General features: G+C 71.7%; 19 protein-coding genes. 11 read left to right on the forward strand and 8 right to left on the reverse strand.

The annotated features are described in order from the left end of the window. Positions 1-82: 82 nt before the first annotated feature. Positions 83-1522 (reverse strand): FGGY family carbohydrate kinase, encoded by a 1440-nt coding sequence (locus tag ACWIHT_RS39530; RefSeq protein ID WP_456173361.1) that lies wholly within the window; start codon positions 1520-1522, stop codon positions 83-85. 322 nt (positions 1523-1844) lie between these two features. Here ACWIHT_RS39530 and ACWIHT_RS39535 point away from each other — a divergent pair, with 322 nt between their 5' ends. Beyond that, on the forward strand, positions 1845-2942 hold the full coding sequence (locus tag ACWIHT_RS39535) for a mechanosensitive ion channel family protein (protein ID WP_456173362.1): 1098 nt from the start codon (positions 1845-1847) through the stop codon (positions 2940-2942). An 18-nt stretch (positions 2943-2960) separates the two neighbouring features. On the opposite strand, the gene ACWIHT_RS39540 is transcribed toward ACWIHT_RS39535, so the two are convergent. After that, complete coding sequence (locus ACWIHT_RS39540; RefSeq protein WP_456173363.1) at positions 2961-4517, reverse strand: M1 family metallopeptidase; 1557 nt, start codon at positions 4515-4517, stop codon at positions 2961-2963. Between the two features lie 210 nt (positions 4518-4727). Between ACWIHT_RS39540 and ACWIHT_RS39545 the strand changes: the two genes are divergently transcribed. From ACWIHT_RS39545 to ACWIHT_RS39555, 3 genes are all read left to right on the forward strand, one after another. Beyond that, complete coding sequence (locus ACWIHT_RS39545) at positions 4728-6947, forward strand: NADP-dependent isocitrate dehydrogenase (protein WP_456173364.1); 2220 nt, start codon at positions 4728-4730, stop codon at positions 6945-6947. 170 nt (positions 6948-7117) lie between these two features. After that, positions 7118-7945: an N-formylglutamate amidohydrolase gene (locus tag ACWIHT_RS39550; protein ID WP_456173365.1), complete on the forward strand. Its 828-nt coding sequence runs from the start codon at positions 7118-7120 to the stop codon at positions 7943-7945. A gap of 57 nt (positions 7946-8002) precedes the next feature. Beyond that, positions 8003-9229: a cytochrome P450 gene (locus ACWIHT_RS39555; protein WP_456173366.1), complete on the forward strand. Its 1227-nt coding sequence runs from the start codon at positions 8003-8005 to the stop codon at positions 9227-9229. Positions 9230-9297: 68 nt separating this feature from the next. Here ACWIHT_RS39555 and ACWIHT_RS39560 read toward each other — a convergent pair whose 3' ends face one another. From ACWIHT_RS39560 to ACWIHT_RS39570, 3 genes are read right to left on the reverse strand one after another with little or no spacing between them, the layout of a single operon-like run. Then, positions 9298-9858 carry a hypothetical protein gene (locus ACWIHT_RS39560; RefSeq protein ID WP_456173367.1) on the reverse strand — a complete coding sequence of 187 codons (561 nt, stop codon included), beginning with the start codon at positions 9856-9858 and terminating at the stop codon, positions 9298-9300. Then, positions 9855-10493 (reverse strand): RNA polymerase sigma factor, encoded by a 639-nt coding sequence (locus ACWIHT_RS39565; RefSeq protein WP_399115690.1) that lies wholly within the window; start codon positions 10491-10493, stop codon positions 9855-9857. Before ACWIHT_RS39565 ends, ACWIHT_RS39560 begins: the two co-directional genes overlap by 4 nt. Continuing rightward, the gene (locus ACWIHT_RS39570) at positions 10490-11926 is read right to left on the reverse strand and encodes a S8/S53 family peptidase (protein ID WP_456173368.1); all 1437 of its coding nucleotides are present in this window, start codon (positions 11924-11926) and stop codon (positions 10490-10492) included. The genes ACWIHT_RS39565 and ACWIHT_RS39570 overlap by 4 nt, the downstream gene beginning before the upstream one ends. 149 nt (positions 11927-12075) lie before the next feature. On the opposite strand from ACWIHT_RS39570, the gene ACWIHT_RS39575 reads away from it, so the two are divergent. Further along, positions 12076-14640: a CHAT domain-containing protein gene (locus ACWIHT_RS39575; protein WP_456173445.1), complete on the forward strand. Its 2565-nt coding sequence runs from the start codon at positions 12076-12078 to the stop codon at positions 14638-14640. 94 nt (positions 14641-14734) lie between these two features. Here the strand turns inward: ACWIHT_RS39575 and ACWIHT_RS39580 are convergent, their stop codons facing one another. Next, the gene (locus tag ACWIHT_RS39580) at positions 14735-16612 is read right to left on the reverse strand and encodes a LuxR family transcriptional regulator AbsR2 (protein ID WP_456173369.1); all 1878 of its coding nucleotides are present in this window, start codon (positions 16610-16612) and stop codon (positions 14735-14737) included. Positions 16613-16709: 97 nt separating this feature from the next. Here ACWIHT_RS39580 and absR1 point away from each other — a divergent pair, with 97 nt between their 5' ends. Next, positions 16710-17807: a beta-glucuronidase AbsR1 gene (gene absR1 / locus ACWIHT_RS39585; protein WP_456173370.1), complete on the forward strand. Its 1098-nt coding sequence runs from the start codon at positions 16710-16712 to the stop codon at positions 17805-17807. A 131-nt stretch (positions 17808-17938) separates the two neighbouring features. On the opposite strand, the gene ACWIHT_RS39590 is transcribed toward absR1, so the two are convergent. Continuing rightward, entirely contained in the window at positions 17939-18823 is an 885-nt protein-coding gene (locus tag ACWIHT_RS39590; RefSeq protein ID WP_456173371.1) for a sulfurtransferase, read from the reverse strand. Positions 18824-19206: 383 nt separating this feature from the next. Here ACWIHT_RS39590 and ACWIHT_RS39595 point away from each other — a divergent pair, with 383 nt between their 5' ends. The 5 genes from ACWIHT_RS39595 (at position 19207) to ACWIHT_RS39615 (ending at position 23898) form a co-directional block, all read left to right on the forward strand. After that, entirely contained in the window at positions 19207-20127 is a 921-nt protein-coding gene (locus tag ACWIHT_RS39595) for an ABC transporter substrate-binding protein (RefSeq protein WP_456173372.1), read from the forward strand. 129 nt (positions 20128-20256) lie between these two features. Further along, on the forward strand, positions 20257-21285 hold the full coding sequence (locus tag ACWIHT_RS39600) for an ABC transporter substrate-binding protein (RefSeq protein WP_456173373.1): 1029 nt from the start codon (positions 20257-20259) through the stop codon (positions 21283-21285). After that, positions 21282-22055, forward strand: a complete 774-nt coding sequence (locus ACWIHT_RS39605; RefSeq protein WP_456173374.1) for an ABC transporter permease — start codon at positions 21282-21284, stop codon at positions 22053-22055. Before ACWIHT_RS39600 ends, ACWIHT_RS39605 begins: the two co-directional genes overlap by 4 nt. Further along, the gene (locus ACWIHT_RS39610; protein WP_456173375.1) at positions 22052-22813 is read left to right on the forward strand and encodes an ABC transporter ATP-binding protein; all 762 of its coding nucleotides are present in this window, start codon (positions 22052-22054) and stop codon (positions 22811-22813) included. Before ACWIHT_RS39605 ends, ACWIHT_RS39610 begins: the two co-directional genes overlap by 4 nt. Continuing rightward, positions 22810-23898: a phosphotransferase enzyme family protein gene (locus ACWIHT_RS39615; protein WP_456173377.1), complete on the forward strand. Its 1089-nt coding sequence runs from the start codon at positions 22810-22812 to the stop codon at positions 23896-23898. Before ACWIHT_RS39610 ends, ACWIHT_RS39615 begins: the two co-directional genes overlap by 4 nt. Here the strand turns inward: ACWIHT_RS39615 and ACWIHT_RS39620 are convergent. Next, on the reverse strand, positions 23873-24322 hold the full coding sequence (locus ACWIHT_RS39620) for an N-acetyltransferase family protein (RefSeq protein WP_456173378.1): 450 nt from the start codon (positions 24320-24322) through the stop codon (positions 23873-23875). The two genes, ACWIHT_RS39615 and ACWIHT_RS39620, sit on opposite strands and share 26 nt — an antisense overlap. Between the last annotated feature and the right edge of the window lie 43 nt (positions 24323-24365).

Raw genomic sequence — 24365 nt, forward strand, 5'->3', positions numbered from 1 at the left:
GCCGAACTGGACTCCTACTGCGGCGAGTCGGGGCGCCTGCTGTGGGAACTCCGGGGCGGCGCGGGGCCGTTGGCCGTGGCGGTCATCCGGGGATGCGGTCGAGCAGGGCGGTGACCTCGGTGCGGAAGGCGGCGAGGCGTTCGGCCGCGTGGTCGGGGCTGATGCGGGGCTCGTAGACGGCGGAGGGTTTTCCGTCGGGCAGCGCGTCGGCGAGCGACAGTGCGGATTCGGCGCCGAGTCGGGCCAGCGCGCCCACGCCGAGGGCGGTCGCGTCGGGCAGGACGGACACCTCGACGGGGCATTGCAGCAGGTCGGCCTGAGTCTGCATGAGCAGGGCGGAGCGGGCGAGGCCACCGTCGACGCGCAGTACGTCGAGAGGGGTGCCGAGGTCGGTGGTGGCGGCCGCGGCGAGTTCGACGACCTGTGCGGCGATGCCCTCGCACAGGGCGTGCACCAGGTGCCCGGCCGTGGTGTCGAGGCCGAGTCCGGTGAGGGAGCCGCGCAGGTCGCCGCGCCACCAGGGGGCGGCGAGTCCGGCGAGGGCGGGGACGAAGGTGACGCCGCCGTTGTCGGGGACGGTGCCGCCGACGCGGTCGAGGTCGGCGGGGCCGGTGATGACGCCGAGGTCGGTGAGCCAGCGTACGGCGGACGCGGCCGTGTACACCTGCCCGTCGAGGCAGTAACCGGTCCGCCCGTCCAGCCGCCAGGCCACACAGCTCACCAGACCCGAGTCGCCGCGCCGGGGCGTGTCGCCGGTGTGGGCGAGCAGCAACGCCCCTGTGCCATAGGTGCACTTGGCGCCGCCGGGCGCGGTGATCCGCTGGGCGAGGAGGGCCGCCTGCTGGTCCACGACGAGTCCGGTGAGGGGGATCTCCGCGCCGAACGCGGTGGTCGTACCGATGGGTTGGGCGCAGTCGACGACTCCCGGGAGGCGTTCGTCCAGGAGTCCGTAGAGGTCGAGGGCGCGAGGCGACCAGGCGGCCTTGTCCAGGTCGAGGAGTTGGGTACGGCCGGCCGTCGCCGCGTCGGTGACATGGGTGCCGGTGAGGCGGTGCACCAGCCAGGAGTCGCTGGTGGTGACCATGCCCTCGCGGGTGAGGTGGCGGCGGATCCAGGCCATCTTGGGCGCGGCGAAGTGCGGGTCGAGGGGCAGCCCGGTCAGTCGGCGTAACTCGTCCGCGTGCTCGGCGAGTTCGGCACAGACGCTCTCCGCCCGCCGGTCCTGCCGTACGAGGGCGTCGGTCAGCGGCATACCGGTGTCGGGGTCCCAGGCGAGGACGGTCTCGCCCTGGTTGGCGAGGCCCAGCGCGACCACGGGTTCGTCGGCCTCGGCGAGCGCGCGGCGACCGGCGACGATCACCGACTCGTACAGTTCCTCGGGGTCGGCCTCGATCAGACCGCCCGGCGGCCGGCGGTTCCCCACCGAGACGAACCCGGTGCCGATCACGCCGCGTTCGGGACAGATCACCAGGGCCTTCGTACCGGATGTTCCCTGGTCGACGGCGAGTACCGGACCCGTCATACCACCCCTCCCGTAGATCAACGCCCGCCAGCCTGCCGCCGCTCCGCACACCACGTCAAGCATTTCTGATCTTCAGTCAACTCGCAGATATATCTGTGGAGTTGGGGAGGATCGGGAGGCGGCGGGGGATGCGTGGTTACGAAGTCACGGCACGGATACGGCAGGATGAGCGGTCGCGTCGGCACACGGGCCCCGTCCCGGCCGGCGCGAGCGCACTACCGGCAATGCCCGCAATTCGAGCAGGTGGCAACAACGTGACGACACTTCACATCCGGCCGTACGCGGCGCTCTTCGCCGCAGTTTCCGCTCCCGGAGGTGACCGATGAACCGCACGCCGACCCTGGACGACTTCATGCTGGCCGGAATCGCCCTGGCCTCGGGCCTGTTGGCGGCGTTCCTGCTGCGCGTACTGCTGCGCTGGCTCGGCAAGCACGCCGACCGGACACGCTGGAGCGGCGACGACGTGATCGTCGACGCGCTGCGGACCGCGCTGCCGTGGTCGGCGATCGCCGGTGGCGCGGCGGTCGCGGGGGCGGCGCTGCCGTTGACGCACACGGTCCAGCACCAGGTCAACCAGAGCCTCAAGGTGCTGATCATCCTCGCGGTGACGGTGTCGGCGGCCCGGGTGATAGCGGGGCTCGTCCGGGCGGTCACCAACTCCCGCTCCGGCGTCGCCGGTTCGGCCACGATCTTCGTCAACATCACCCGGATACTGGTCCTGGCCATCGGCTTCCTGGTGATGCTCCAGACCCTGGGCATCTCGATAGCGCCGATGCTCACCGCCCTGGGCGTCGGCGGTCTGGCCGTGGCGCTCGCGCTCCAGGACACCCTCGCGAACCTCTTCGCGGGCATCCACATCCTCGCCTCGAAGACCGTCCAGCCCGGCGACTACATCAAGTTGAGCAGCGGCGAGGAGGGATACGTCGAGGACATCAACTGGCGTCAGACGACGGTCAGGGCGCTCTCCAACAACCTCGTCGTGATACCGAACGGCCAGCTCGCCAAGACGAACATGACCAACTTCATGCGTCCCGAGCAGCAGTTGACGATCCTGGTCCAGGTGGGCGTCGGCTACGACAGCGACCTGGAGCAGGTCGAGGAGGTGACCATGGAGGTCATCGCCGAGGTCATGACCGACATCACCGGCGCGATCCCCGAGCACGAACCGGCCATCCGCTTCCACACGTTCGGCGACTCGCGGATCGGCTTCACGGTGATCCTGGGCGTGGGCGAGTTCAGCGACCAGTTCCGCATCAAGCACGAGTTCATCAAGCGCCTGCACAAGCGGTACCGGGAGGAGGGCATCCGGATCCCGGCGCCGACGCGGACGGTGGCGCTCCAGCAGGGGTCCATCGCCATACCGCAGCAGCGGGTCCCGGAGGACGAGCCGGGCGAAGTCTCCTCCACCCGGCTCGACTGACCCGACCGGTCAACTCCCTCAGAGCGTCGCCGAGTTGTCGCGGTAGTGCCGCGGGGCGGTGAACGACGACTTCACCGGCGTCACCGTCCAGTCCGGATGACCGGGCATGCGCGGTGTCGCCGTACCGTAGAGCCAGTCCCGCAGGAAGCCGGACAGGTCCTGGCCGGAGACCCTCGACGCGACGGCGATGTAGTCCTCCGTCGTCGCCGAGGAGTCGCGGTAGCGGGCGAGGAAGGCGCGCTCCACGGCGTGGAAGGTGTCCTCGCCGATGAACTCCCGCAGGGCGTACAGGACCAGGACACCGCCCAAGTAGCGCTGGTTGTCGAAGAGGTTGACCGCGTTGGGGGCGGCGACCGGGCCCGAGTCGTGGCGCCACTGGTCGCCGCGCGCGTAGGTGTCCTTCATGCGGGCCTCCATCGTGGTGAGGCCGAGGGAGTCGGGCCAGCCGCGCTCGTAGCGGTAGAGCAGCCCGTAGAAGTCGGCGTGACCCTCGTTGAGCCAGAGGTCGGCCCAGGTGGCGGGGCTGACGCTGTTGCCGAACCAGGAGTGGACCAGCTCGTGCATCATGTGCGAGCCGATCTTGCTCTCTGCCTGGAGCAGGAAGTTCGGCTTGTAGAGGGTGAGGGTCTGGGTCTCAAGTCCCGTGAAATCAAAGGCGGTCGGACTGTCGGAGTTGCAGGGCAGCAGTCCGTACGTCTCGAACGGGAACGCCCCGAGCCGCTGCTCCAGCCAGTCCACCTGACCCGGCGTCAGCGCGAGCGCCGGTTCCAGGGCGGCGGCGCGGGCGGTGGGCACGATGTCCCGCAGCGGCAGCCCGTGCGGGCCACGGCGCTCCTTGACGACGTAGTCGCCGACCGTGATCTGCACCAGCTCGGTCGCCATCGGCGAGCGCGAGCGGTAGCTGAACGCGGTCCGGTCGCCGTCCAGCCGCTCGGTGCACACCAGTTGACCGTTCGCGACCCCGCGCAGTCCGTCCGGGACGGTGATCCGGAACGTGAAGTCGGCCTTGTCGCTGGGGTGGTCGTTGCAGGGGAAGACGGTGTGTGCCAGGTTCGGCTGGCCGCACACCGCGAAACCGTCGGGGGTGAGGACCCAGCCGCCGGTGGGCGCGGCGGCGCGACTCGGGTCGGCGGAGTACGCGACGCGGACGGTAACTCGGGTCCTCGCCGGGAGAGTTCGGGCGGGCGTGATCCGCAGCTTCTCGCCGGCCTGCGCGAAATCGGCGCTACGGCCCTGGACGCGGACCTCGTGGATGTCGAGGCCGAGGGCGTCGAGGGAGAACCGCGTGAGGGCCTCGGTGGTGCGCAGTTCTATCGTGACCGTCCCGTCGACGAGCTTCGTCGTCGCGTCGTAGGCGAGGTCGAGGTCGTAGGACCGGACGCGGTAGCCGTCGTTGCCGAGGCTCGGGTACACCGGGTCGCCGAGGGTCTCGGCGCCCTCGTCGCCCTTCCCCCGCCCAGTCGTCCCGTCGACGTTCCCCCGTCCGGCCGCGATGGCCGGGGAACCCATGGTCAGTGCTGTTGCCATACCTGTCAGGGCGGCCAGCGGGGCCGTCACTCTGGTGCGATTTCTCATGATCCGCTTTCGCTCGGGCGGCCGGGTGGTCAGCTCCGGCCGTCGGTCGGTGAAGGTGATCCACCCGTTACTGACAACGGGGCCGGGCGAACGGTTGCGCTTGATCGTCGGACAGGTGTTCGCGCAGTGCGGACGGACCGCTGTCGAGTGGGACCGCATCACGAGATATCTTGATGTCGAGCAATGTTGCAGACGTGGAGCGGAGCACCGGTGACTGACTCGACCATCATCTATACGCACACTGACGAGGCCCCGGCCCTGGCGACGTATTCCTTCCTGCCGGTGGTCCAGGCGTACGCCTCGCAGGCGGGTGTCGCCGTGACCACGCGGGACATCTCGCTGGCCGGGCGCATCATCGCCGTGTTCCCGGAGTACCTCACCGAGGACCAGCGGATCCCGGACGCCCTGCACGAGCTGGGCGAACTGGCGAAGACGCCCGAGGCCAACATCATCAAGCTGCCGAACATCTCGGCGTCCATCCCGCAGCTCAAGGCCGCCGTGGCCGAGTTGCAGGAGCAGGGCTACGCGCTGCCGAACTACCCGGACGACCCCAAGACCGACGAGGAGCGGGACATCCAGTCCCGCTACGACAAGGTCAAGGGCTCGGCCGTGAACCCGGTCCTGCGCGAGGGCAACTCCGACCGGCGCGCCCCCGCCTCGGTCAAGAACTACGCGAAGACCCACCCGCACCGCATGGGCGCCTGGTCGGCCGACTCCAAGACCAACGTCGCCACCATGGGCGAGAACGACTTCCGCTCCACCGAGAAGTCCGTGACGATCGCCGAGGCCGGTGCGCTGCGCATCGAGCTGGTCGCCGAGGACGGCGCCACCACCGTGCTGCGCGAGTCCGTACCCGTCCAGAAGGACGAGGTCGTCGACGCCTCCGTGCTGCACGTGGCCGAGCTGCGGGAGTTCCTCACCGCGCAGATCGCCCGCGCCAAGGCCGAGGACATCCTGTTCTCCGTGCACCTCAAGGCCACGATGATGAAGGTCTCCGACCCGATCATTTTCGGCCATGTGGTCCGCGCCTTCTTCCCGAAGACCTTCGAGCAGTACGGCGCCACGCTCGCCGCGGCCGGTCTCTCCCCGAACGACGGTCTCGGCGGCATCCTCAAGGGCCTCGCCGCGCTGCCCGAGGGCGACGCGATCAAGGCCTCCTTCGACGCGGAGATCGCCGAGGGCCCCGCGCTCGCGATGGTCGACTCCGACAAGGGCATCACCAACCTGCACGTGCCGTCCGACGTGATCGTCGACGCCTCGATGCCGGCCATGATCCGCACCTCCGGCCACATGTGGGGCCCGGACGGCGCGGAGGCGGACACCCTCGCGGTGCTCCCGGACTCCTCCTACTCGGGCGTCTACCAGGCCGTGCTGGACGACTGCCGCGCGCACGGCGCCTACGACCCGTCGACCATGGGCTCGGTGCCCAACGTCGGTCTGATGGCGCAGAAGGCCGAGGAGTACGGCTCGCACGACAAGACCTTCGAGGTCCAGGCCTCCGGTACGGTCCGCCTCGTCGACCAGGCCGGCAACGTCGTCCTGGAGCAGTCGGTCGCCAAGGGTGACATCTTCCGCGCCTGCCAGACCAAGGACGCCCCGATCAAGGACTGGGTGAAGCTGGCCGTCACGCGGGCGCGTGCCACCGGCAGCCCGGCGGTGTTCTGGCTGGACGAGACCCGCGCGCACGACGCCCAGCTGATCAAGAAGATCGAGGCGTACCTGCCGGAGCACGACACCGAGGGTCTGGACATCCGTGTCCTCGCCCCGGTCGAGGCCACCAAGCTGTCGGTGGAGCGCATCCGCCGCGGCGAGGACACCATCTCGGTGACCGGCAACGTGCTGCGCGACTACCTGACCGATCTCTTCCCCATCCTGGAGCTGGGCACCAGCGCCAAGATGCTGTCGGTCGTCCCGCTCATGGCGGGCGGCGGCCTCTTCGAGACCGGCGCGGGCGGTTCCGCGCCGAAGCACGTGCAGCAGCTGGTCAAGGAGAACTACCTGCGCTGGGACTCGCTCGGTGAGTTCTTCGCGCTGGTCCCCTCTCTGGAGCAGTACGCGACGTTCACCGGCAACACCCGCGCCAAGGTCCTCGCCGACACCCTCGACCGCGCGACGGCGACCTTCCTCAACGAGGACAAGTCGCCGACCCGTCGCGTCGGCGGCATCGACAACCGCGGCAGCCACTTCTTCCTCTCGCTGTACTGGGCGCAGGAGCTGGCCGCGCAGACCGAGGACGCGGACCTCGCGAAGGCCTTCGCCGGATTCGCCGAGACCCTCGCGGGCGCCGAGCAGCAGATCATCGAGGAGCTGGGCGCGGTGCAGGGCAGCCCGGCCGACATCGGCGGCTACTACCAGCCCGACCCGGCCAAGGCCGCGAAGGTGATGCGCCCGTCGACCACGTGGAACGAGGCGCTGGCTTCCCTGAGCTGACGCACGAAGCCTGAGAAGTCTGAAGGGCATACCTGCCCCTCCGCCCCGGCCGGGGTCTCCTCCGGCCGGGGCGGCTGCGTTCGTCCACGTTCTCTCCCCCCGGTCCGTGATCGTCGATGCCGATACCTTGATCCTGCACCACGCCACTGACAACGCCCCGGGAGCCGCCCGTGTCCCATCCCCCCGCGCCGTCCTCGGCGTCTTCCGCCGCGCCGTCCTTCGAGTTGCTGCCCGGTGCCGTCGACTCGCCCGTGATCCTCCATGTCCCGCATTCCGCGCGGGAGATACCGGCCGACGTCCGCGCGGGCATCGTGCTGGACGACCCGGAGTTGGAGCGGGAGCTGGACCACATCACCGACAGCCACACGGCCCGGATCGCCGAGGAAGCGGCACGCGCGTGTGCCCTCACCCCATGGCGGTTCGTGAACCGGCTGTCCCGGCTGGTCGTCGATCCGGAGCGCTTCCCGGACGAGCGCGAGGAGATGCTCGCCGTGGGCATGGGCGCGGTCTACACCCGCACCACGCACCGCGCCGAGCTACGGCCCGCCGACCACGACCCGGAGCCGTTGATCGACCGCTACTTCCGCCCGTACGCCCGGGCCATGACGGAGGCGGTCGCCGACCGGCTGGCCGCGACCGGCCGGGCCGTCGTCGTCGACCTGCACTCCTACCCCACCGCCCCGCTCCCCTACGAGCTGCACGGCACCGGCCCCCGGCCGCCCGTCTGCCTGGGCACGGACGCCTTCCACACCCAGCCCGCGCTGCTGGCGGCGGCGCGCGAGGCGTTCGCGGGGTGCGGGGAGATCGGCGTCAACAGCCCCTTCATCGGGACCTACGTCCCGCTGGAGTTCTACGGCAAGGAACCGGCCGTGGGCGCGCTGATGGTGGAGCTGCGCCGGGACACGTACATGACCGAGCCCGGCGGGCCGCCCGACGGCCCCTCGGTCGCCCGGCTCGCCTCCGCGCTGGCGGCGCTCGTGGCCGCCGTATCGGGCTGACCACCGGCTGGAGCACTCCCGCAGGACAGGTGGGCGGGGGCGTACGAGGGTGGACGCATGACCGAGGAGACCACCACGCTGACCAGCCAGGCCCCGCAGCCGCCCGTGCGGGACTGGCCCCCGATCGACCTGACCGGGACCGACTTCGACCCGGTCCTCGCGGAGCTGATGCGCGAGGGTCCGCTGAACCGGATCCGGCTGCCGCACGGTGAGGGCTGGGCGTGGCTGGCCACCCGCTACGACGACGTGAAGATGATCACCAATGATCCGCGGTTCGGCCGCGCGGAGGTGACGACCCGTCAAGTGACGCGTATGGCCCCGCACTTCAAGCCGCGTCCGGGGTCACTGGCGTTCGCCGACCAGCCGGACCACAACCGGCTGCGCAAGCCGGTCGCGGGCGCGTTCACGGTCGGCGCGATGAAGCGGTTGCGGCCCCGGGCGCAGGCGCTGCTCGACGCGCTGGTGGACGGGGTCGTGGCGGACGGGCCGCCGGCGGATCTGATCGAGCGGGTCCTGGAGCCCTTCCCGCTCGCGGTGGTCAGCGAGGTCATGGGGGTGCCCGAGGAGAACCGCGAGCAGGTGCACTCCTGGACCCGGCAGATCATCTCCACGTCCGGTGGTGCCGAGGCCGCCGACCGGGCCAAGAACGGCATGTACGCGTGGATCACCGACACCATCCGCGCCCGCGCCGACAGCGACGGCACCGATGTGTACTCGCTGCTCGGCACCGCCGTGGCCCGGGGCGACATCAGCGAGCCGGAGGCGGTGGGCCTCGCGGGTCCGTTGCAGATCGGTGGGGAGGCGGTCACCCACAACTGCGGCCAGATGCTGTACCTGATGCTCACCCGGCCCGAGCTGCTGGAGCGCCTGCGGGGTCAACCGGAGTGCCGGGAGGCCGCGTTGGACGAGCTCCTCCGCTTCATCCCGCACCGCGCGTCGGTCGGGCTGGCCCGGATCGCCCTGGAGGACGTCGAGTTGCACGGTCACCGCATCAGCGCGGGGGACCCGGTCTACGTCTCCTACCTCGCCGCCAACCGCGACCCGGACGTGTTCCCCGACCCGGACCGCATCGACGTCGACCGCGATCCCAACCCGCATCTGGCCCTGGGCAACGGCCCGCACTACTGCACCGGTGCCGTACTGGCCCGGTTGCAGACCGAACTCCTCGTCGACACCCTGCTGGACCGGCTCCCCGGGCTCCAACTGGCCGTACCCGCCGAGGAGATCGTCTGGCGCCGCAAGACGATGATCCGGGGTCCGCAGACGCTGCCGGTGACCTGGTAGGGCGCTGATGCGCGAGGAAGAAGCGTCCCGCTCCCCTTCCTCGCGCACCGGCGGTCACGCGCCCGCGGTCACGCCCGCAGCCACTCCGTGACGACCACCTCCCCTCCGGTCCGCAGCCGTAGCGCGAAGGGACCGACCGGGGTCACGTCACTGGTGAAACGGCCCATGGCGTCGGCCGTCAGGGTGGTGGGGCGCAGGGCCTGCGGGCCGTTCAGGACCTCGATGCCGGCCGGTTGGGGCGGCATCACCTGGCCCATCAAACCATCGCTGGTCACCTCCACGTCGACGCTGAGCTCGCCCGCCGTGAAGGTCAGCATGCGCGGTACGTCCAGGGCTCCCCTGACCGGGATGGCGTCGACGAGCGAGTCGAAGGTCAGCTCCGCGAGCCGGGCGTCCATGTCGTACAACGCGTAGGCGTCCATGGCGACTTGGCGCAGTTCGGCGGGGACCGGGTCCAGGATGGCGACCGCCTGGCGCAGCTCCTCCTCCAGGAGGGAGTCGTCGAACTCCGAGCCGTCGTCGTCCTGTTCGCCCTGCTGCTCGTCGAACTCCTCGTCGCCGAAGGGGTCCTGCCCGAAGGCACCGAAGGCGTCGAACGCTCCGGGACCGTCGCCGTACATGCCGTTCACAGCGCCTCCCCGGCGTTCAGTCGGGCTCGCAGCCGGCGCAGACAGCGCTGGCGCATGGGTCCGATGCTGCCCACGGCGATGCCCAGACCGGCGGACACCTCCTGATAGCTGGGTGGCGGCGAGGCCATCAGGACGCGCAGCAACTGCCTGCACCGTTCGCCCAGTTCGGCGAACTCCTGCCACAGCCTGCGGATGCGTTCGGCCTCGGAGGCCGCCTCCTCCGAGTCGAGGACCGACTGCTCGGGAGTGCGCTCCTCACTGACGCGGTCGAGGAGTTGGGGGTCGTCCGTGGGCATGAGCCGCCGCAGTCCCTTGATCACCTTCAGGCATTCGTTGCGCGCGGTGCTCGCCAGCCAGGAGCCCGCCTTGTCGGGTTCCCGGATCCGCCCCAGGTGCTGGGCGAAGCGGAACCACACGGTCTGGTACACCTCGCCGGCGTCGGCGTCGGAGAGCCGATGGGCGCGCACCACTGACCAGACCAGTGGGCTGAGCCCCTCCACGAGCGCCTTCCAGGCCGCCGCGTCGCCGTCGACTGCCGACCGGACGAGCGCGCCGACTTCTGCACGGTCCACGGTGCCACCCCTCGTGTACGGCATGTCATCGTACGCCGTGGAGGGGATGGTTCCGGCCCTCATGCCGGTGCGGAGAGCGGCACGACGGGGACCGGGCGCCAGGTGGGCGGGCGCAGCGCCGGTACATGCGCCCCGCGTACTTCGGCGTACTCGGTGTTGGCCGCGAGGAGTTGGGTACGGGCGGCGCGCGCGTCGCTCTCCTTGTTGGCCGTCATGTAGGCGGCGACCAGGCCTGCGGCGACGGGGGCGGCGAACGAGGTCCCGCTCCAGTGCGCGAACCCCTCGAACATCACCTGGTCGGGCTTGCCTACGGAGTTGTCGCCCTGCTGGCTCAACACCCCGGTGTGGGTGGGGTATTGGCAGGTGCAGGAGTAGGTGAAGCCGAACCGGCAGGCGTCGTAGGTGCTGTGCTGGTAGGTGTAGGGCGTGGGTGCGTCGAAGCCGGTGAGGGGGCCGATGAGCCGCTCGCCGGGGGCGTAGGCCTTGACCCAGGCGCCGTGGTTGCTGAAGCAGGCGCCGTACTCGCCGTCGCCGCGCAGGGCGCCGACCGAGAGGACGACGTCCTGGTAGTCGGGCAGGTCGGCGTAGGCGGCGGGCCAGAAGGGGGTGGCGCTGGCGTTGTTGCCGGCCGCGGCGACGAGCAGGGTGCGCTGTGCGCGCAGGGCCTGCATGAAGCCCTCGACGCCGAGGAGGCCGTCGGTGCGGCCGTTGCTGGTGCCGGCGGAGAGGCTGATGACGTCGGGCCAGCCGTTCTGGTCGACGGCGGCGAACAGGGCCTCGCCGAAGTCGGATTCGAGGATGGCGCCCGCGTCGTTGAGGGTGTTGCGGACGGTCACCTCGGTGTTGGGCGAGACGGCCGCGACGAGTCCGGCGATGAACGTGCCGTGTCCTACGTACTGTTGGAGCACTCCCGCCGCGTCGGTCTCCTTGATCTGCGGGTCGCCCTGGACGTGGGCCAGCAGCGGGTAGGACCGGTAGTCGTGCATGAGTCCGGTGTCGATGACGAGGACGTCGACGGCGGTGTCCGGGTCGTAACCGGCTTCCGCGGGGGCGGGGTTGGCGCCCTGGGTGAGCGGGGCGGGCACGGGTTCGTCGCCGGGACAGGCGTTCACGGCGATCGACACGACGTGGTTGCGGCTGACCAGTCGGCGGCCCGCGCGGCCCTCGGGCTCGCGCAGGGCGCGCAGCGCGTTGGCCACGGCGCGGTCGCCGCGCCGGTCGCCGTGGCCGGGGTCGCCGACCTGGATGCGGGTGATCCCGGACCGGTTGGTATCGGGTCCGGCGCGGCGGACGGAGTCGGCGGTGAGGCCGGTGGCCTCGGTGAAGTGGGTGCGTACGGTGTCCTCGACGAGGCGGGCCTCCTCGCCGTCGCGGGCGAGCACGACGCCCTTCTCGTAGAAGAACTCGGCGGAGTCGTCCGGCCCCATCGCGAGGGGGATGTCGGGCATCGAGCGCTGGATCTGGTCGAACTGCTCGTGGAATCGCTGTGGTGCCATGGCGTGTCCTCCCACTGCGGCGGCGGTCGTCAATCAGAGCCCGCTGGCGAGTACTTGATACAGCGCCAAACCGGTGTGGTGTGCACCGGGGGGCCACTACCATCCGAGGAGTGACAGCGGATGGCGACCCGGTTATCGAACTGCTGCCGATGGTGTTCGCGGCTCCGAGCGAGGCGCTGGCCGGTGCGCGGGAGGTTCTCGACGGCGATCCGACGCCGTTCCAGGGCTCCGTGGCCCACCATGTGATCGGTATCTGGCAGCGGGACTTCGGCGATCTCCGGCTCGCGCTGAAGCACTTGCGGCGCGCCCGTGACCTGGCGGCGCGCGCGGAGTCGGCGGACCGGGAGGCGGACGTCCTGGGCACGCTCGGGGTGGCGCTGGTGCACGCGGGCCGCACCCGGCAGGGTCTGGCGGCCTTCGAGCGGGGCATCGCGCGCGGCAGCGGACAGACCAGGGCGCGCGTCCTGTTCCGGCGGGCCTACGTCTGGTGGGTGCTGGGACGGCACAAGGAGGCGCTGGACGACGTACGGCGGGCGATCCCCGTGCTGCGGCAGACGGACGACGTGATCTGGACGGCGCGGGCGCTGACCCTGCGCGCGACCGTGCATCTGGCGCTCGGCGCGGTGGACCGGGCCGACGCCGACTTCACGGCGGCCGAGCGGCTGTGGGAGACCACCGGCCAGGAGCACGACAAGGCCGACGCGGTGGAGAGCCGGGGCCTGGCCGCGTTCCGCTCGGGCGACATCCCGGTGGCGCTCCAACTCCTCGACGAGGCGGAGGAGATGTACGCCAAACTCACCACCCCCACCTTCATGCTCACCATCCGCCGCTGCGAGGTGCTGCTGAGCGCGGGCCTGGCCGCGGAGGCGCTGGCCCAGGCGGACACGGCCGTCGGGCTGCTGGACGGCATCGGCGGGCAGTCCACCCGCAAGGCGGAGCTGCTGCTGGTGGCCGCCCGGGCGGCGCGGCTCGCGGACGATCCGTCCACGGCGATCGCGCGCGCGGCCGTGGCGGTACGGCTGTTCGCCGCACAGCGTCGCACCTGGTGGCAGACGCATGCCCAACTGGTGCTGATCGAGGCGAGGTTGGCGGCCGGGCGGGCCTCCGGTCGGCTGGTCGCGGACGCCGCCGCGGTGGCCGGGCGGCTGGCCGCGTTCGGTTCCCCGTCGGCGCCGGAGGCCGCGCTGCTCGCGGGCCGGATCGCGCTGGCGCTGGGCTGGACGGCGGACGCGGAACGGCACTTGGCGGTGGCCGCCCGCAGCAGACGCGGCGGTCCCCCGCTGGCCCGGATGACCGGCTGGGCGGCGCAGGCGCTGCGCGCCGAGGCCGCCGGTTCGGGACGCGGGGTCCTGGAGGCCTGCCGTCACGGGTTGGACGTCCTGGACGACCACCGTACGACCCTGGGCGCCTCGGAGTTGCGGGCCCGGGCCACGGCGCAGGGCGCGGAGCTGGCGGCGCTCGCGCAGCGGGCGAGCCTCAACTCGGGTGGTCCGCGACGGCTGTTGGTGTGGAGCGAGCGGTGGCGGGCGACCGCGCTGTCCACCCCTCCGGCCCGGCCGCCCGCCGACCCGGCCCTGCTCAGCGGTCTGACGGCGTTCCGCGAGATCGCCGCCCGCGCGGAGGAGGCCCGGATGGAGGGGCACCCGGTACCGGCCCTGGAGCGCGAACAGCGGCGCCTGGAACGGGAGATCCGCTCCCGCACCCTCCACATCCGCGGCGACGCCCCCGGCGAGGGCGAACGCTTCGATCCGACCCGGCTGCTGGCACGGCTCGGTGAGGGACGGCTGGTGGAACTCGCCGTGGTCGACGGGCGGGTGCACGCCCTGCTGTGCGGCCAGGGGCGGGTCCGGCGGTTCCCGGCGGGCCTGCTCTCGGAGGCGATGGCCGAGGCGGAACACGTACAGGCGGGGCTGCGGCGGCTGGCACACCCCGGGGCGGAGGCCAGGCTCCCGGTGGTGGAGGCGGCGGGCCGACGGCTGGAGGAACTCCTCCTCGGTGAGGCGGTCCAACACCTGGGCGCCGGGCCGGTGGTGGTGGTCCCGCCGGGCCGACTCCACCGTGTTCCCTGGGCGTTGCTGCCCTCGTTGCGCGAGCGGGTGCTCAGTGTGTCGCCGTCGGCGGGCAGTTGGCTGCGTGCCCTGGACACCCGGCGACCGCCCGGCGGACGGCACGTCCTGGTGCGCGGGCCCGGCCTCGCGACCGACGGCGCCGAAGTCCCGGACCTGGCCGACCGCTACGGCACTCCTACGGTCCTGGAGCACGAGGACGCCGACGTCCCCCGGGTGCTGGCCGAGTTGGACGGCGCGACGTTGGCCCATATCGCCGCGCACGGCACGTTCCGCGCGGACAGTCCCTTGTTCTCGGCCCTTCGCATGGCCGACGGCCCGCTCATCGTCCACGACTTCGAACGCCTCGCCCGCAGCCCGTACCGCATCATCCTCTCCAGCTGCGACACGGCCCGCCTCGCCCCGGTGGGCGCGGACGAACTCCTGGGCCTGGTAACGGCGTTGCTCCCGCTGGGCACGGCGGGAGTGGTGGCGAGCAGCGCCCCCGTCAACGACGCCGCCGTGGTCCCGCTGATGGTCGCCCTGCACAAGGGCCTCAGCGCGGGCCTCTCCCTCGCGGAGGCCCTCCGCGACGCCCGGGCCGCGCTGCCCGGGGACGCGGTCCACCAGGCCACGGGCTGGGCGTTCACCGCGTTCGGAGCGGCCTGACCGACCGCCCCGGCAGCGCACCGGCCACGCGGACCGCGTCGTGGCCGATGGGGCACCGGTCACGCGGACTGCGCCGCGGCCGATGGGCCACCCGTCACGCCGACTGCGCCGTCGGCAGTTCCACCAGCCACGGCAGCGCGCCGCGGTCGCTCGCGCCGAGGCGGGCGTAGGCGCTGTAGAGGTGGTTGCCGACGGTGCGGACCGAGAGGGTGAGGCGTTCGGCGATCTGGCGGTTGCTGAGGCCCGCGGCGGCGAGGGTGACGATCTGCCGCTGGCGGGCGGTGAGTTCACCTAGCACCAGGCCGGAGAGCGCCGGGGTGCGGGCGCCCTGGCAGCGGCGGGCCAGCGCGACCGCGCGGGTGCGGGACATCCGGGCGGCACGCGGGTCGCGGTGCGCCCGGACGGCCTGTGCGTGCGCCTCGGCCGCGAACAGCAGGAACCCGCGCTGCTCCAGCTCCCCCGCCACCCGGTCCAGCGCGGGCCCGTCGCCGTCGACCAGCGCCTCGGCGTGCCGCGCGAGCACGGCCGGTCCGTCGCCGGGCAGCCGGGCGAGCCGTCCGGCCACCTGTTCGGGAGCGCCGAGGCGTACGGCGTCGTAGAGCGCGTACGCGGCGGGCCTGCCGTCCTCGACCGCACCCCCGCGCCGGTCCGGCGCCACCGCCTCGGCCACGGTCTCGCGGGCCGTCTCCACATCGCCCCGGGCCGCCGCCACCCAGCCGGTCGCGGGGCGGTTCGCGAGGGTCTCGTCGGTGTCCGGCACATCGCCCGACTGGGCGGCGGCCAGGGCGAGTTCGACCCCGCAGGCGCGGTCCTCCGGGGTCTCCCGCAGTCCCTCCCGCGCCCAGGCCGCGGCCTCGCGCAGTTCGCCGCGCAGCCTCGCGAACCGGGCGCGTACGGACGCGTACCCGGCCGGTACCGGTGCGCCCTCGGCCACCAGCCACTCCCCGACCGGCGTCGGCAGCGGCCGTACGTCGGTCCGGTCGATGCGGTCGGTGAGCGCGGCGCGTTCGGCGGCGAGGTCCGGGACGCACTGGTCGGGGGTGCGGGCCAGGCGGCGGGCCCGGAGCCGGCCGGCGGCGGCGCGCAGCGCGGGGCCGTGCAGGGGGTGGGTGAGACGGACGGCACCGCGGTCGTCGACGTGGATCAGGTCCTCGGCCTCCAGGCGTTCGAGGATGTCGAGGTCGAAGTCGTCGGGGGAGGACGCCAACGGCTCGGCGAAGGCCAGGCGTTCGAGGCTCTCGCGCTCGTCGAGGTCGGCGCGGGCGAGGACCTGCCCTGTGCGTTCGCGGACCGTCGCGGTGACCGGCACCGGGCCGCGCCAGGCCCACTCGTCGGTGTCCGTGGCCCGGGTCAGCAGCCCGCGCTCGCGCACCGCGCCGAACAGGTCGCGCAGCAGGCGCAGATCGCCCTGGCAGAGGTGGTGGAGGCGCTTCACGGTGAGGGGTTCCAGCGGGCCGCCCGCACCCGCCGCCAGCAGTTGGGCGATCTCCTCGCGGGGCAGCGGCTCCAGCGCGATGCGCGGCAGCAGTTCGCCCGTCCACAGGCGGGACACCGCGCCGGGCACGGGGTTGCCGTCGGTCACCACGACCACCAGGCGGGTCCGGCCGTGGACGGCGAGCTGGTGCACGAGGGCGGCGGAGGAGTCGTCGAGGAGGTGGGCGTCGTCGATCAGCAACAGCCGTGTTCCGGACAGGAGTTGGACCGCTCGGTGCAGGGAGACGCTCTCGGACAGCAAGTGGGCGAACGCGGCGAAGGGCAGCGTGCGGGTCTCGGGTGTCCCGGTGACGCGGACGCAGTCGCCGCCCCGGACGGCCTCGGTGACCAGCCGGGTCTTGCCCCGGCCGGCCGGGCCGGAGACCACGATGCCGTGCCGGCCGGCCGTCAACGACCCGCGGACCAGTTCGAGTTCGTCCTCCCGGCCGGTGAACGGCCAGGGTAGTTCAAGGGTTTTCGCGTCCTGTTCGAAAGTCATCACGCAGGTATGAGTCGGGCTACTCAACCCTGATACAGGGTGACTTGAGTAGCCCTCGACTCAGGCGCCCGGGTACGGTCACCGGCACTCTGGTCGCATGACCGCTCGCTACTGCTCCCTCGCGCAGCGGCCCGCCCCGGAGTTCGGACCGGGACTGGCCGCGGAGCGGCGCGGTGCGCTCATCGGCGGCAGCCGGATGTGGGTCAACGGCACGGTCCTGCACTACTACTTCTTCGACGTCGACAACTCCGCCGCCGCCGACACGTCCGTCATCCCGGTGCCCGGGACCGGCGAGCTGCGGCGGGTGCCGTGGGCCGGTGCCAAGGAGCAGCAGGACGTCGTACGCGAGTGCTTCCGGGAGTGGCGGGGGCTCGGCATCGGTGTCGACTTCGCCGAGGTGGGCGACCGTTCGGAGGCCGAGCTGCGCATCGGGTTCCAGGCCGGGGACGGTTCCTGGTCGGCGGTGGGGCGCGACGCGCTCACGGTCGGTCTGGGCGACCGCACCATGAACTTCGGCTGGGACCTGACCGCGCCCGGACAGCGTGGCACGGCGCTGCACGAGATCGGGCACGCGCTGGGCATGCTGCACGAGCACCAGAGCCCGTTCGCCGGGATCCACTGGGACGACGAGGCCGTGTACGCCGAGCTGGCGGGCCCGCCGAACTTCTGGAGCCGGGACCGGACCCTGTTCAACATCCTGCGCAAGCTGGACCCGGACGAGGTCAACGGCTCCGTCTGGGACCCGCAGTCGATCATGGAGTACCCGTTCGCGTCGGGCCTGGTCCTGGAGCCGGAGGAATACCGTGCGGGTCTGCGCCCGCACGGCGGTCTCTCCGCCGCGGACAAGGAGTTCGTGCTGCGCTGGTACCCGCACGTCGGCCCTCCCCGGCCGGCCGAGCTGGTGCCGTTCCGCTCGGCGCCGCTGCGGCTGGGGCCGGGCGAGCAGGCCGACTTCACGATCGAGCCGACCCAGACCCGCGAGTACGCCGTGGGTGCCTTCGGGGACAGCGACACGGTCGTCGTGGTCTTCGAGGAACGGGACGGCGAACCGCGTTTCCTCGCCGGGCAGGACGACGGGGGAACACCGCACAACGCGACACTCAAGGTCCGGCTCGTCAGGGGCCGCCGCTACTTCGTCCGTGTGCGTCTGTACTCCACGTGGGGGTCGGGGGACACCGCGGTGATGTGCTGGTAACAGCACGGGTACAGCCGCACGCGGGCGGACGGACCACAGGTCCGGCGCCGGGGGAAGCGGCCGAGGTTCGTAGCCTTCGGGGGAGGGATACGAGCCTCGGCCACGCCGCCGTGTTCAGCCGCCGAACCGTTCTAGGACCCCAACTCCATTGGCCGGGCAGGGTCTTTGGACCACTCCTCAAGTGAGCCGTCGTAGACGGAGACGTCCGTGCGGCCGAGCAGGGTGAGCGCGAGGGCGGCGCCCGCGGCCGAGATGCCGCCGCCGCAGTACAGGACGACCGGTGAGTCGTCGGTGTCGAGGACGGCTCCGATCCTGGCGGCGAGTTCGGGCTCGGGCAGTATGTGCCCGGTGGCGTCCTGCAACCCCCGGCCCGGGAGGCTGCGGCTGCCGGGGATGTGTCCACGGCGGCTGTAGCGGGTGGGCGCGGAGCCGTCGTAGCCGCCGGGGGGCAGCGCGCAGACCAGGGTGCCGGGCCGCTCGCCACGGCTGATGGCGGCCACGTCGTCGATCCCGGACCACAGATCGGGTCGTACGACGGGTGTCAGGGGACGGACGGCCGGAACCGGGCCGGTGTCGTCGCCGGAGGCGAGCGGACGCCCGGCCGCCTCCCACGCTTCGAGACCGCCGTCCAGCACCGCCGCCGGTACGCCGATCGCCCGGAGCATCCACCACAGGCGGGCCGCCCAGATGCCGCCGCCGCTGTCGTACGTGACGACCTCGACGCCCTCCCCCACACCCAGCCGGGCCAGCACGGCGACGAGCATGCCGGGGGACGGCACGGCGAAGTGGTACGGCGCGTCGTGGTCGGAGAAGTCACCGGTCAGGTCGGCGTGTCGTGATCCGGGCAGGTGCCGCTCGGTCCAGGTCCCGCGCCCGCTCGCGGAGCGGTGGTCGCCGTCCTCACGGGGTGAGGGCAGCAGCGTGGTGGCGTCGAGGACGACCAGCCGGGGGTCGTCGAGACGCGCGGCGAGCCAGGTGTCGTCGACCAGCGGGCCGGGCAGCAGGGAGGTGGTCATGGCCGCCGATCGTACGCCCGCCACCTGGGCGTCTCACCCCTCGGGCATGACCGTCCCACATTTCGGACCTCGCTTGCACAGAATCCGGGTAGTGCGGTTATCGTTCGGCCATCTACGCGGGAGCCCCTACCCGGTTGGGCTGAGAGGGCGTCTGGGACCGGCTCGTCGAGAGTCCGGCCCCCATGGGGACGCCGACCGCACCACTCGCGCCTCAGCGCCCGCGTAGGAGTTCACGTGTCTACAACAGTCGAGCCCCAGCACCCGGTGGTCAACTCCCCGGCGCGCCGCTCCTGTTGTTGTCGCATGCACTGATCCACCGCCTTCGCGCACCCCTCCCCTCCCTTCAGGCGCCGTCACGCCTGCGCACGTTTCGGAGTACCCCCATGCCGCACATACGGGTCATGCTCGACTATTTCCACCCGTGGCCGAATTCGGCCGGTCTGTACGTCGCCCGCGCCCGCGGCTGGTACGCCGAGGCCGGGCTCGACGTGGAGCTGGTGGTCCAGGATCCGGGACGCGGGGACACCCTCGAATACCTGGCGCGGGGCGAGGTGGACTTCGGGATCTTCCCGCCGAACCGGCTGCTGGCCCGGCGCGCGGAGCGAGGCCAGCCCCTGATCGCCGTCTCCGCGATCAACCACCGGGGCCTGGAGGCCATCCAGACCACCACGTCGACCGGCATCACCCGCCCCCGCGACCTCGCCGGCCGCCGGATCGCCTACAACCCGACCCCGCGCGGCCGGGCCATGGTCCGCCACCTGGTGGCGGCCGACGGCGGCGACCCGGACGCCGTGATCGGGATCGACGCGGGCGCCCGCGAGCTGACCGTGGACGACATCGCGGCGGGTGAGGCCGACGCCACCTTCGGGAACTACTGGTCCTGGGACGCGCTGCGCGGCGATCTGCCCGAGGAGCAGCGGCTGACCTGGCCGGTCGACGAGATCGGCGCCCCGCGCTACCACAGCTACCTGCTCGGCACGAACGAGACGCTTCTCACCGAACACCCCTCCCTGGTACGGGACTTCCTCGCCGTCACGGCCCGCGGCTACGCGGCGGCGGCCCAAGAGCCCGACGCCACCCTGGAGTTGCTGGAACGGGTCATCCCGTACTTCCCGCGCCCGCTGATCGCCCGCTCCCTCGCGCTGATCGCGCCCACTTGGACGGACGCGGACGGGCGTTGGGGAGTGATCGACGAGGGCCGGATGGGCCCGTACGCGCACTGGCTGGCCGAGAACGGCGCGATCCCGGACGACCGGGACTGGGCGAAGTCGTTCACCAACGGCCTGCTGGACGTGGCCACATGAGAGCCCTGGCCTGTCAGGCGCGGACGCTGACCCGGCGGCTCGCCGTCGACTTCATGCGGGTGGGCAGCGCGCTGTGTCGGCCCTGACCGGACCGACCCGCCAGCCCTCCCACCCCTCGAAGGACCCGACATGCATCGCCGTACCGCCCTGTCCGCCATAGCCGCGACCGCCCTCCTCGCCGTCACCGGCTGCTCCGCCGACTCCACGGCCGCCGCGAAGGACGGCACCACCACCGTCACCCTCGCCCTGGACTGGACGCCCAACACCAACCACACCGGCATCTACGTCGCCCAGGCCAAGGGCTGGTTCAAGGCCGCCGGGATCAACGTGAAGATCGTGCCGTACGGCTCGACCGCGCCCGAGACCCTGATCGCCAACCACAAGGCGGACTTCGGGATCTCGTACCAGGAGGGCATCACCACCGCGCGAGCGGCGGGCCAGGACATCACCTCCGTGTACGCGGTGACGCAGAAGACGGACGTGACGATCGCCGTGCGCGCCGACCGCACCGACATCACCTCGCCGAAGGACCTGGACGGCAAGACGTACGCCGGTTTCGGCGCCCCGTACGAGAAGCCGCTGTTGCAGAAGGTGATCCAGAACGCGGGCGGCAAGGGCGACTTCAAGCAGGTCACCCTCAACACCTCGGCGTACGCGGCTCTTTACGCGGGCAAGGCGGACTTCGCGATGCCGATGCCGACCTGGGAGGGCCTGGAGGCGGAGCTGAGCGGCAAGCCGCTGAAGAACTTCCAGCTCTCCGACTACGGCTTCCCGGCGATCTACTCGACCCTCGTCGCGTCCTCGGACCAGTTCCTGAAGAAGAACCCGGAGACCGCGAAGAAGTTCCTGGCGGCCGTCGACAAGGGCTACCGCTACGCCGCCGAACACCCGTCCCAGGCAGCCGACTTGCTCATCTCGGCGAACAAGAGCGTCCTCACCAACACCAAGCTGGTGCGGGAGAGCGAGGCACTGCTGGCCAAGGAGTACTACAAGGGCGCGGACGGTTCGATCGGCACGCAGAGCGCGGAGCGCTGGCAGGCCTTCGCGGACTTCGAGTACAAGGCGGGCCTCCTGGTCGACGCCGACGGCAAGAAGCTCACCGCCGCCCCGAAGGCCTCGACCTTCTTCACCAACGCCTATCTCCCGGACGCCAAGTGAGGCCGCTCCTGCGGTCGTTGTGGCCGCCGCTCCTCGTCCTGGCCGTGCTCCTCGGCGGCTGGCAGCTCTACGTCACCGCCGCCGGAGTCGATCCGACGACGCTCCCCTCCCCCGCCCGGGTGGTGGAGCAGGGCTGGCTGAACCGCCAGGACCTGTGGGACCAGACGCTCCCCACCCTCCAGGAGACGCTGCTCGGCTTCGCGCTGTCGTTCGCGGCGGCCTGGCTGGTCGCCGTGCTCCTCGACTTCTCCTCGGCCGCCCGCCGGGGCCTGTACCCGCTGCTCGTCGCCTCGCAGACCATCCCGATCGTGGCCGTCGCACCGCTGCTGATCATCTGGTTCGGCTTCGGTCTGCTGCCGAAGATGCTGGTGGTGACGCTGACGACGTTCTTCCCGCTCGCCGCGAACCTCGCGGCGGGCTTCGCGGCGACCGACCGCGACGCGATGCGGCTGCTGCGCTCGCTCGGCGCGGGCCGCTGGCGGACGTTCCGGCTGGTCCGGGTGCCGAGCGCGATGCCGTACTTCTTCGCCGGGCTGCGCGTGAGCATCACCTACGCCGTCGTCGGCGCCGTCTTCGCCGAGTACGCGGGCGCGGAAGCGGGCCTCGGGATCTACATGCAGGCCCAGAAGAGCGCGTTCCGCACGGACCTGGTGTTCGCGGCGGTCGCGGTGACCGCCGCGCTCAGCATCGCCCTGTTCGGCGCGACCTTCCTGCTGCAACGGCTGGTACTCCCGTGGGAACGGGCGCTGAAGGAGGACAAGTCGTCATGAGCAGTCTGCGCATCGAGGGCGTCGGCAAGTCCTTCGGCCCCCTGGAAGTCCTGCGGGACCTCGAACTCACCGTGGAGCAGGGCGAGTTCGCGGCCGTCATCGGCCCGAGCGGCAGCGGCAAGAGCACGTTGTTCAACCTGGTCTCCGGACTCGACCGCCCCACGTCGGGCCAGGTACTGGTGGAGGGCGAGGCGGCCGGAGTGGAGTCCGGCAAGGTCGCCTACATGCCACAGAAGGACCTCCTCTTCCCCTGGCGGACGGTCCTCGACAACACGGCACTGGGCCTTGAGGCGCAGGGAGTTGGGAAGAAGGAGGCACGGCGCCGGGCCGACGCCCTGTTCACGGACTTCGGCCTCGACGGCTTCCAGAAGGCGTACCCCTCCCAACTCAGCGGCGGCATGCGGCAACGCGCGGCCCTGCTGCGCACGGTCGTCCTGGAACGCCCGGTCCTCCTGCTCGACGAACCCTTCGGCGCGCTCGACTCCCTCACCCGCACCGAGATGCAGCTGTGGCTGGCCGGCATGTGGCAGCGCCACCGCTGGACCGTCGTCCTGGTCACCCACGACATCCGCGAGGCGGTCCTGCTCGCGGACACGGTCCACGTGCTGTCCCCCCGCCCGGCCACGATCGTTGACCGCGTCGAGGTCCCGCTGCCCCGCCCGCGCGGCGCGGACGACTTCACCAACCCCGACTTCGCGTCGACCGAGCGCCGCGTCCTGGACGCCCTACGCGGCACAACGGCGGTGAAGACAGCGTGAGTTCACACCTCGCCCACGGCCTGGGCACCGACCCGGTCGCCCCCGACTGGCCACCCCTGACGGACACCGAGGTGACCGACATCGTGGGCCCGGCCCGGGTGGTATGGCGCAGCCCACGCCCCCTGTCGGCAGCGGCCGTGGTGGAACAGGACGGCCGCCACCTGTTCGTGAAACGCCACCACACCTCCGTACGCACACTGGAGGGCCTGACCGAGGAACACGCCTTCCTACGGCATCTACGGCGGCGCGGCGCACCGGTGGTCGAGGTGCTGGACGCGGCGACGCGCGGCGAGTGGACGTACGAGGTGCACTCGACCGGCACCGGCACGGACCTCTACCGCGACGCCCTGTCATGGTCCCCGTTCCGCACCTCCGCCCATGCTCGCGCGGCGGGTGAGGCGCTGGCCCGCCTGCACCTGGCGGCGGAGGGTTTCGACGCCCCGCGCCGCCAAGTGCAGCCGCTGGTCGCGTCGTTCACGGTGTTCGCCTCGGCCGACCCGCAGCCGGAGCTGGAGCGGTACGTGCAGCAACGCCCCCAACTGGCAAAGGGGTTGGGGGACTTCCCGTGGCGCGAGGACACCCGGCGGGTCCTGCTCCCGCTCCACGAGGAACTGGCCCCGCACCTTGAGGGGTTGGATCCCTTGTGGACCCACAACGACTGGCACGCCTCCAACCTCCTCTGGAACGAGGACGGTTCGGTCGCTACGGCCCTGGACTTCGGCATGAGCGACCGGACGACGGCCGTGCACGACCTGGCCACCGCGATCGAACGCAACACGGTCCAGTGGCTCCAGCCCGGCTTCCCGGTCCGCGAGCAGGACGCCCTCGCGCTCCTCGACGGCTACCGGTCCATACGTCCGCTCAGCCCAGCCGAGTCTCAGGCACTCCCCGCGCTACTCCCCCTGGTCCACGCCGAGTTCGCGCTCTCCGAGCTGGGCTACTTCCACGGCGTCACGCGCTCGGCGGCGAACACCCGGCTGGCGTACGAGTACTACGTGGGGCACGCGGAGTGGTTCGCCGGGGAGGGCGGACGGCGACTGCTGGAGCTGTGCGGCCGCGCTAGCGGGGCGGCAGTTCGCGGGTGAAGACGACACGGGGTCGGCCCGGGCCGTCGTAGTCCTCGACCACACGCGCGTCGAAGCCAAGGGTGCGGTGGAAGGCGATCGAACCCTCGTTGGTGACCGAGGTGATGGCCTTGAGACGGACCGCGCCCTGCCGTTCGGCGGCCTCGATGAACGCCGAGTAGAGGCTGCGGCCGAGGCCGGTGCCGCGCGCGTCGTCCCGGGTCGCGATCAGGTGCACGTACCCGGTGTGGTCCGGCGTGACGAACCCGAAGAGGTACCCACGGATGCCGTCGTCGGCCCGGGCGACCAGGCAGGTGGACCCGAACTCCTGCACCAGCGCGGTCAGATGAAGCGCGCGGAGGTCGCGCTCGCCCCAGTAGCGTGCGTGGTCCTCCAGGACCTGGTGGAGGTCGGTGACATCGGCGGGTTCGATACGGACGGCCATGGCATCGATCATGGCACAGGGCGATCCGGCTCCCCGCGCCATG

Source organism: Streptomyces sp. NPDC002276 (assembly GCF_053891435.1).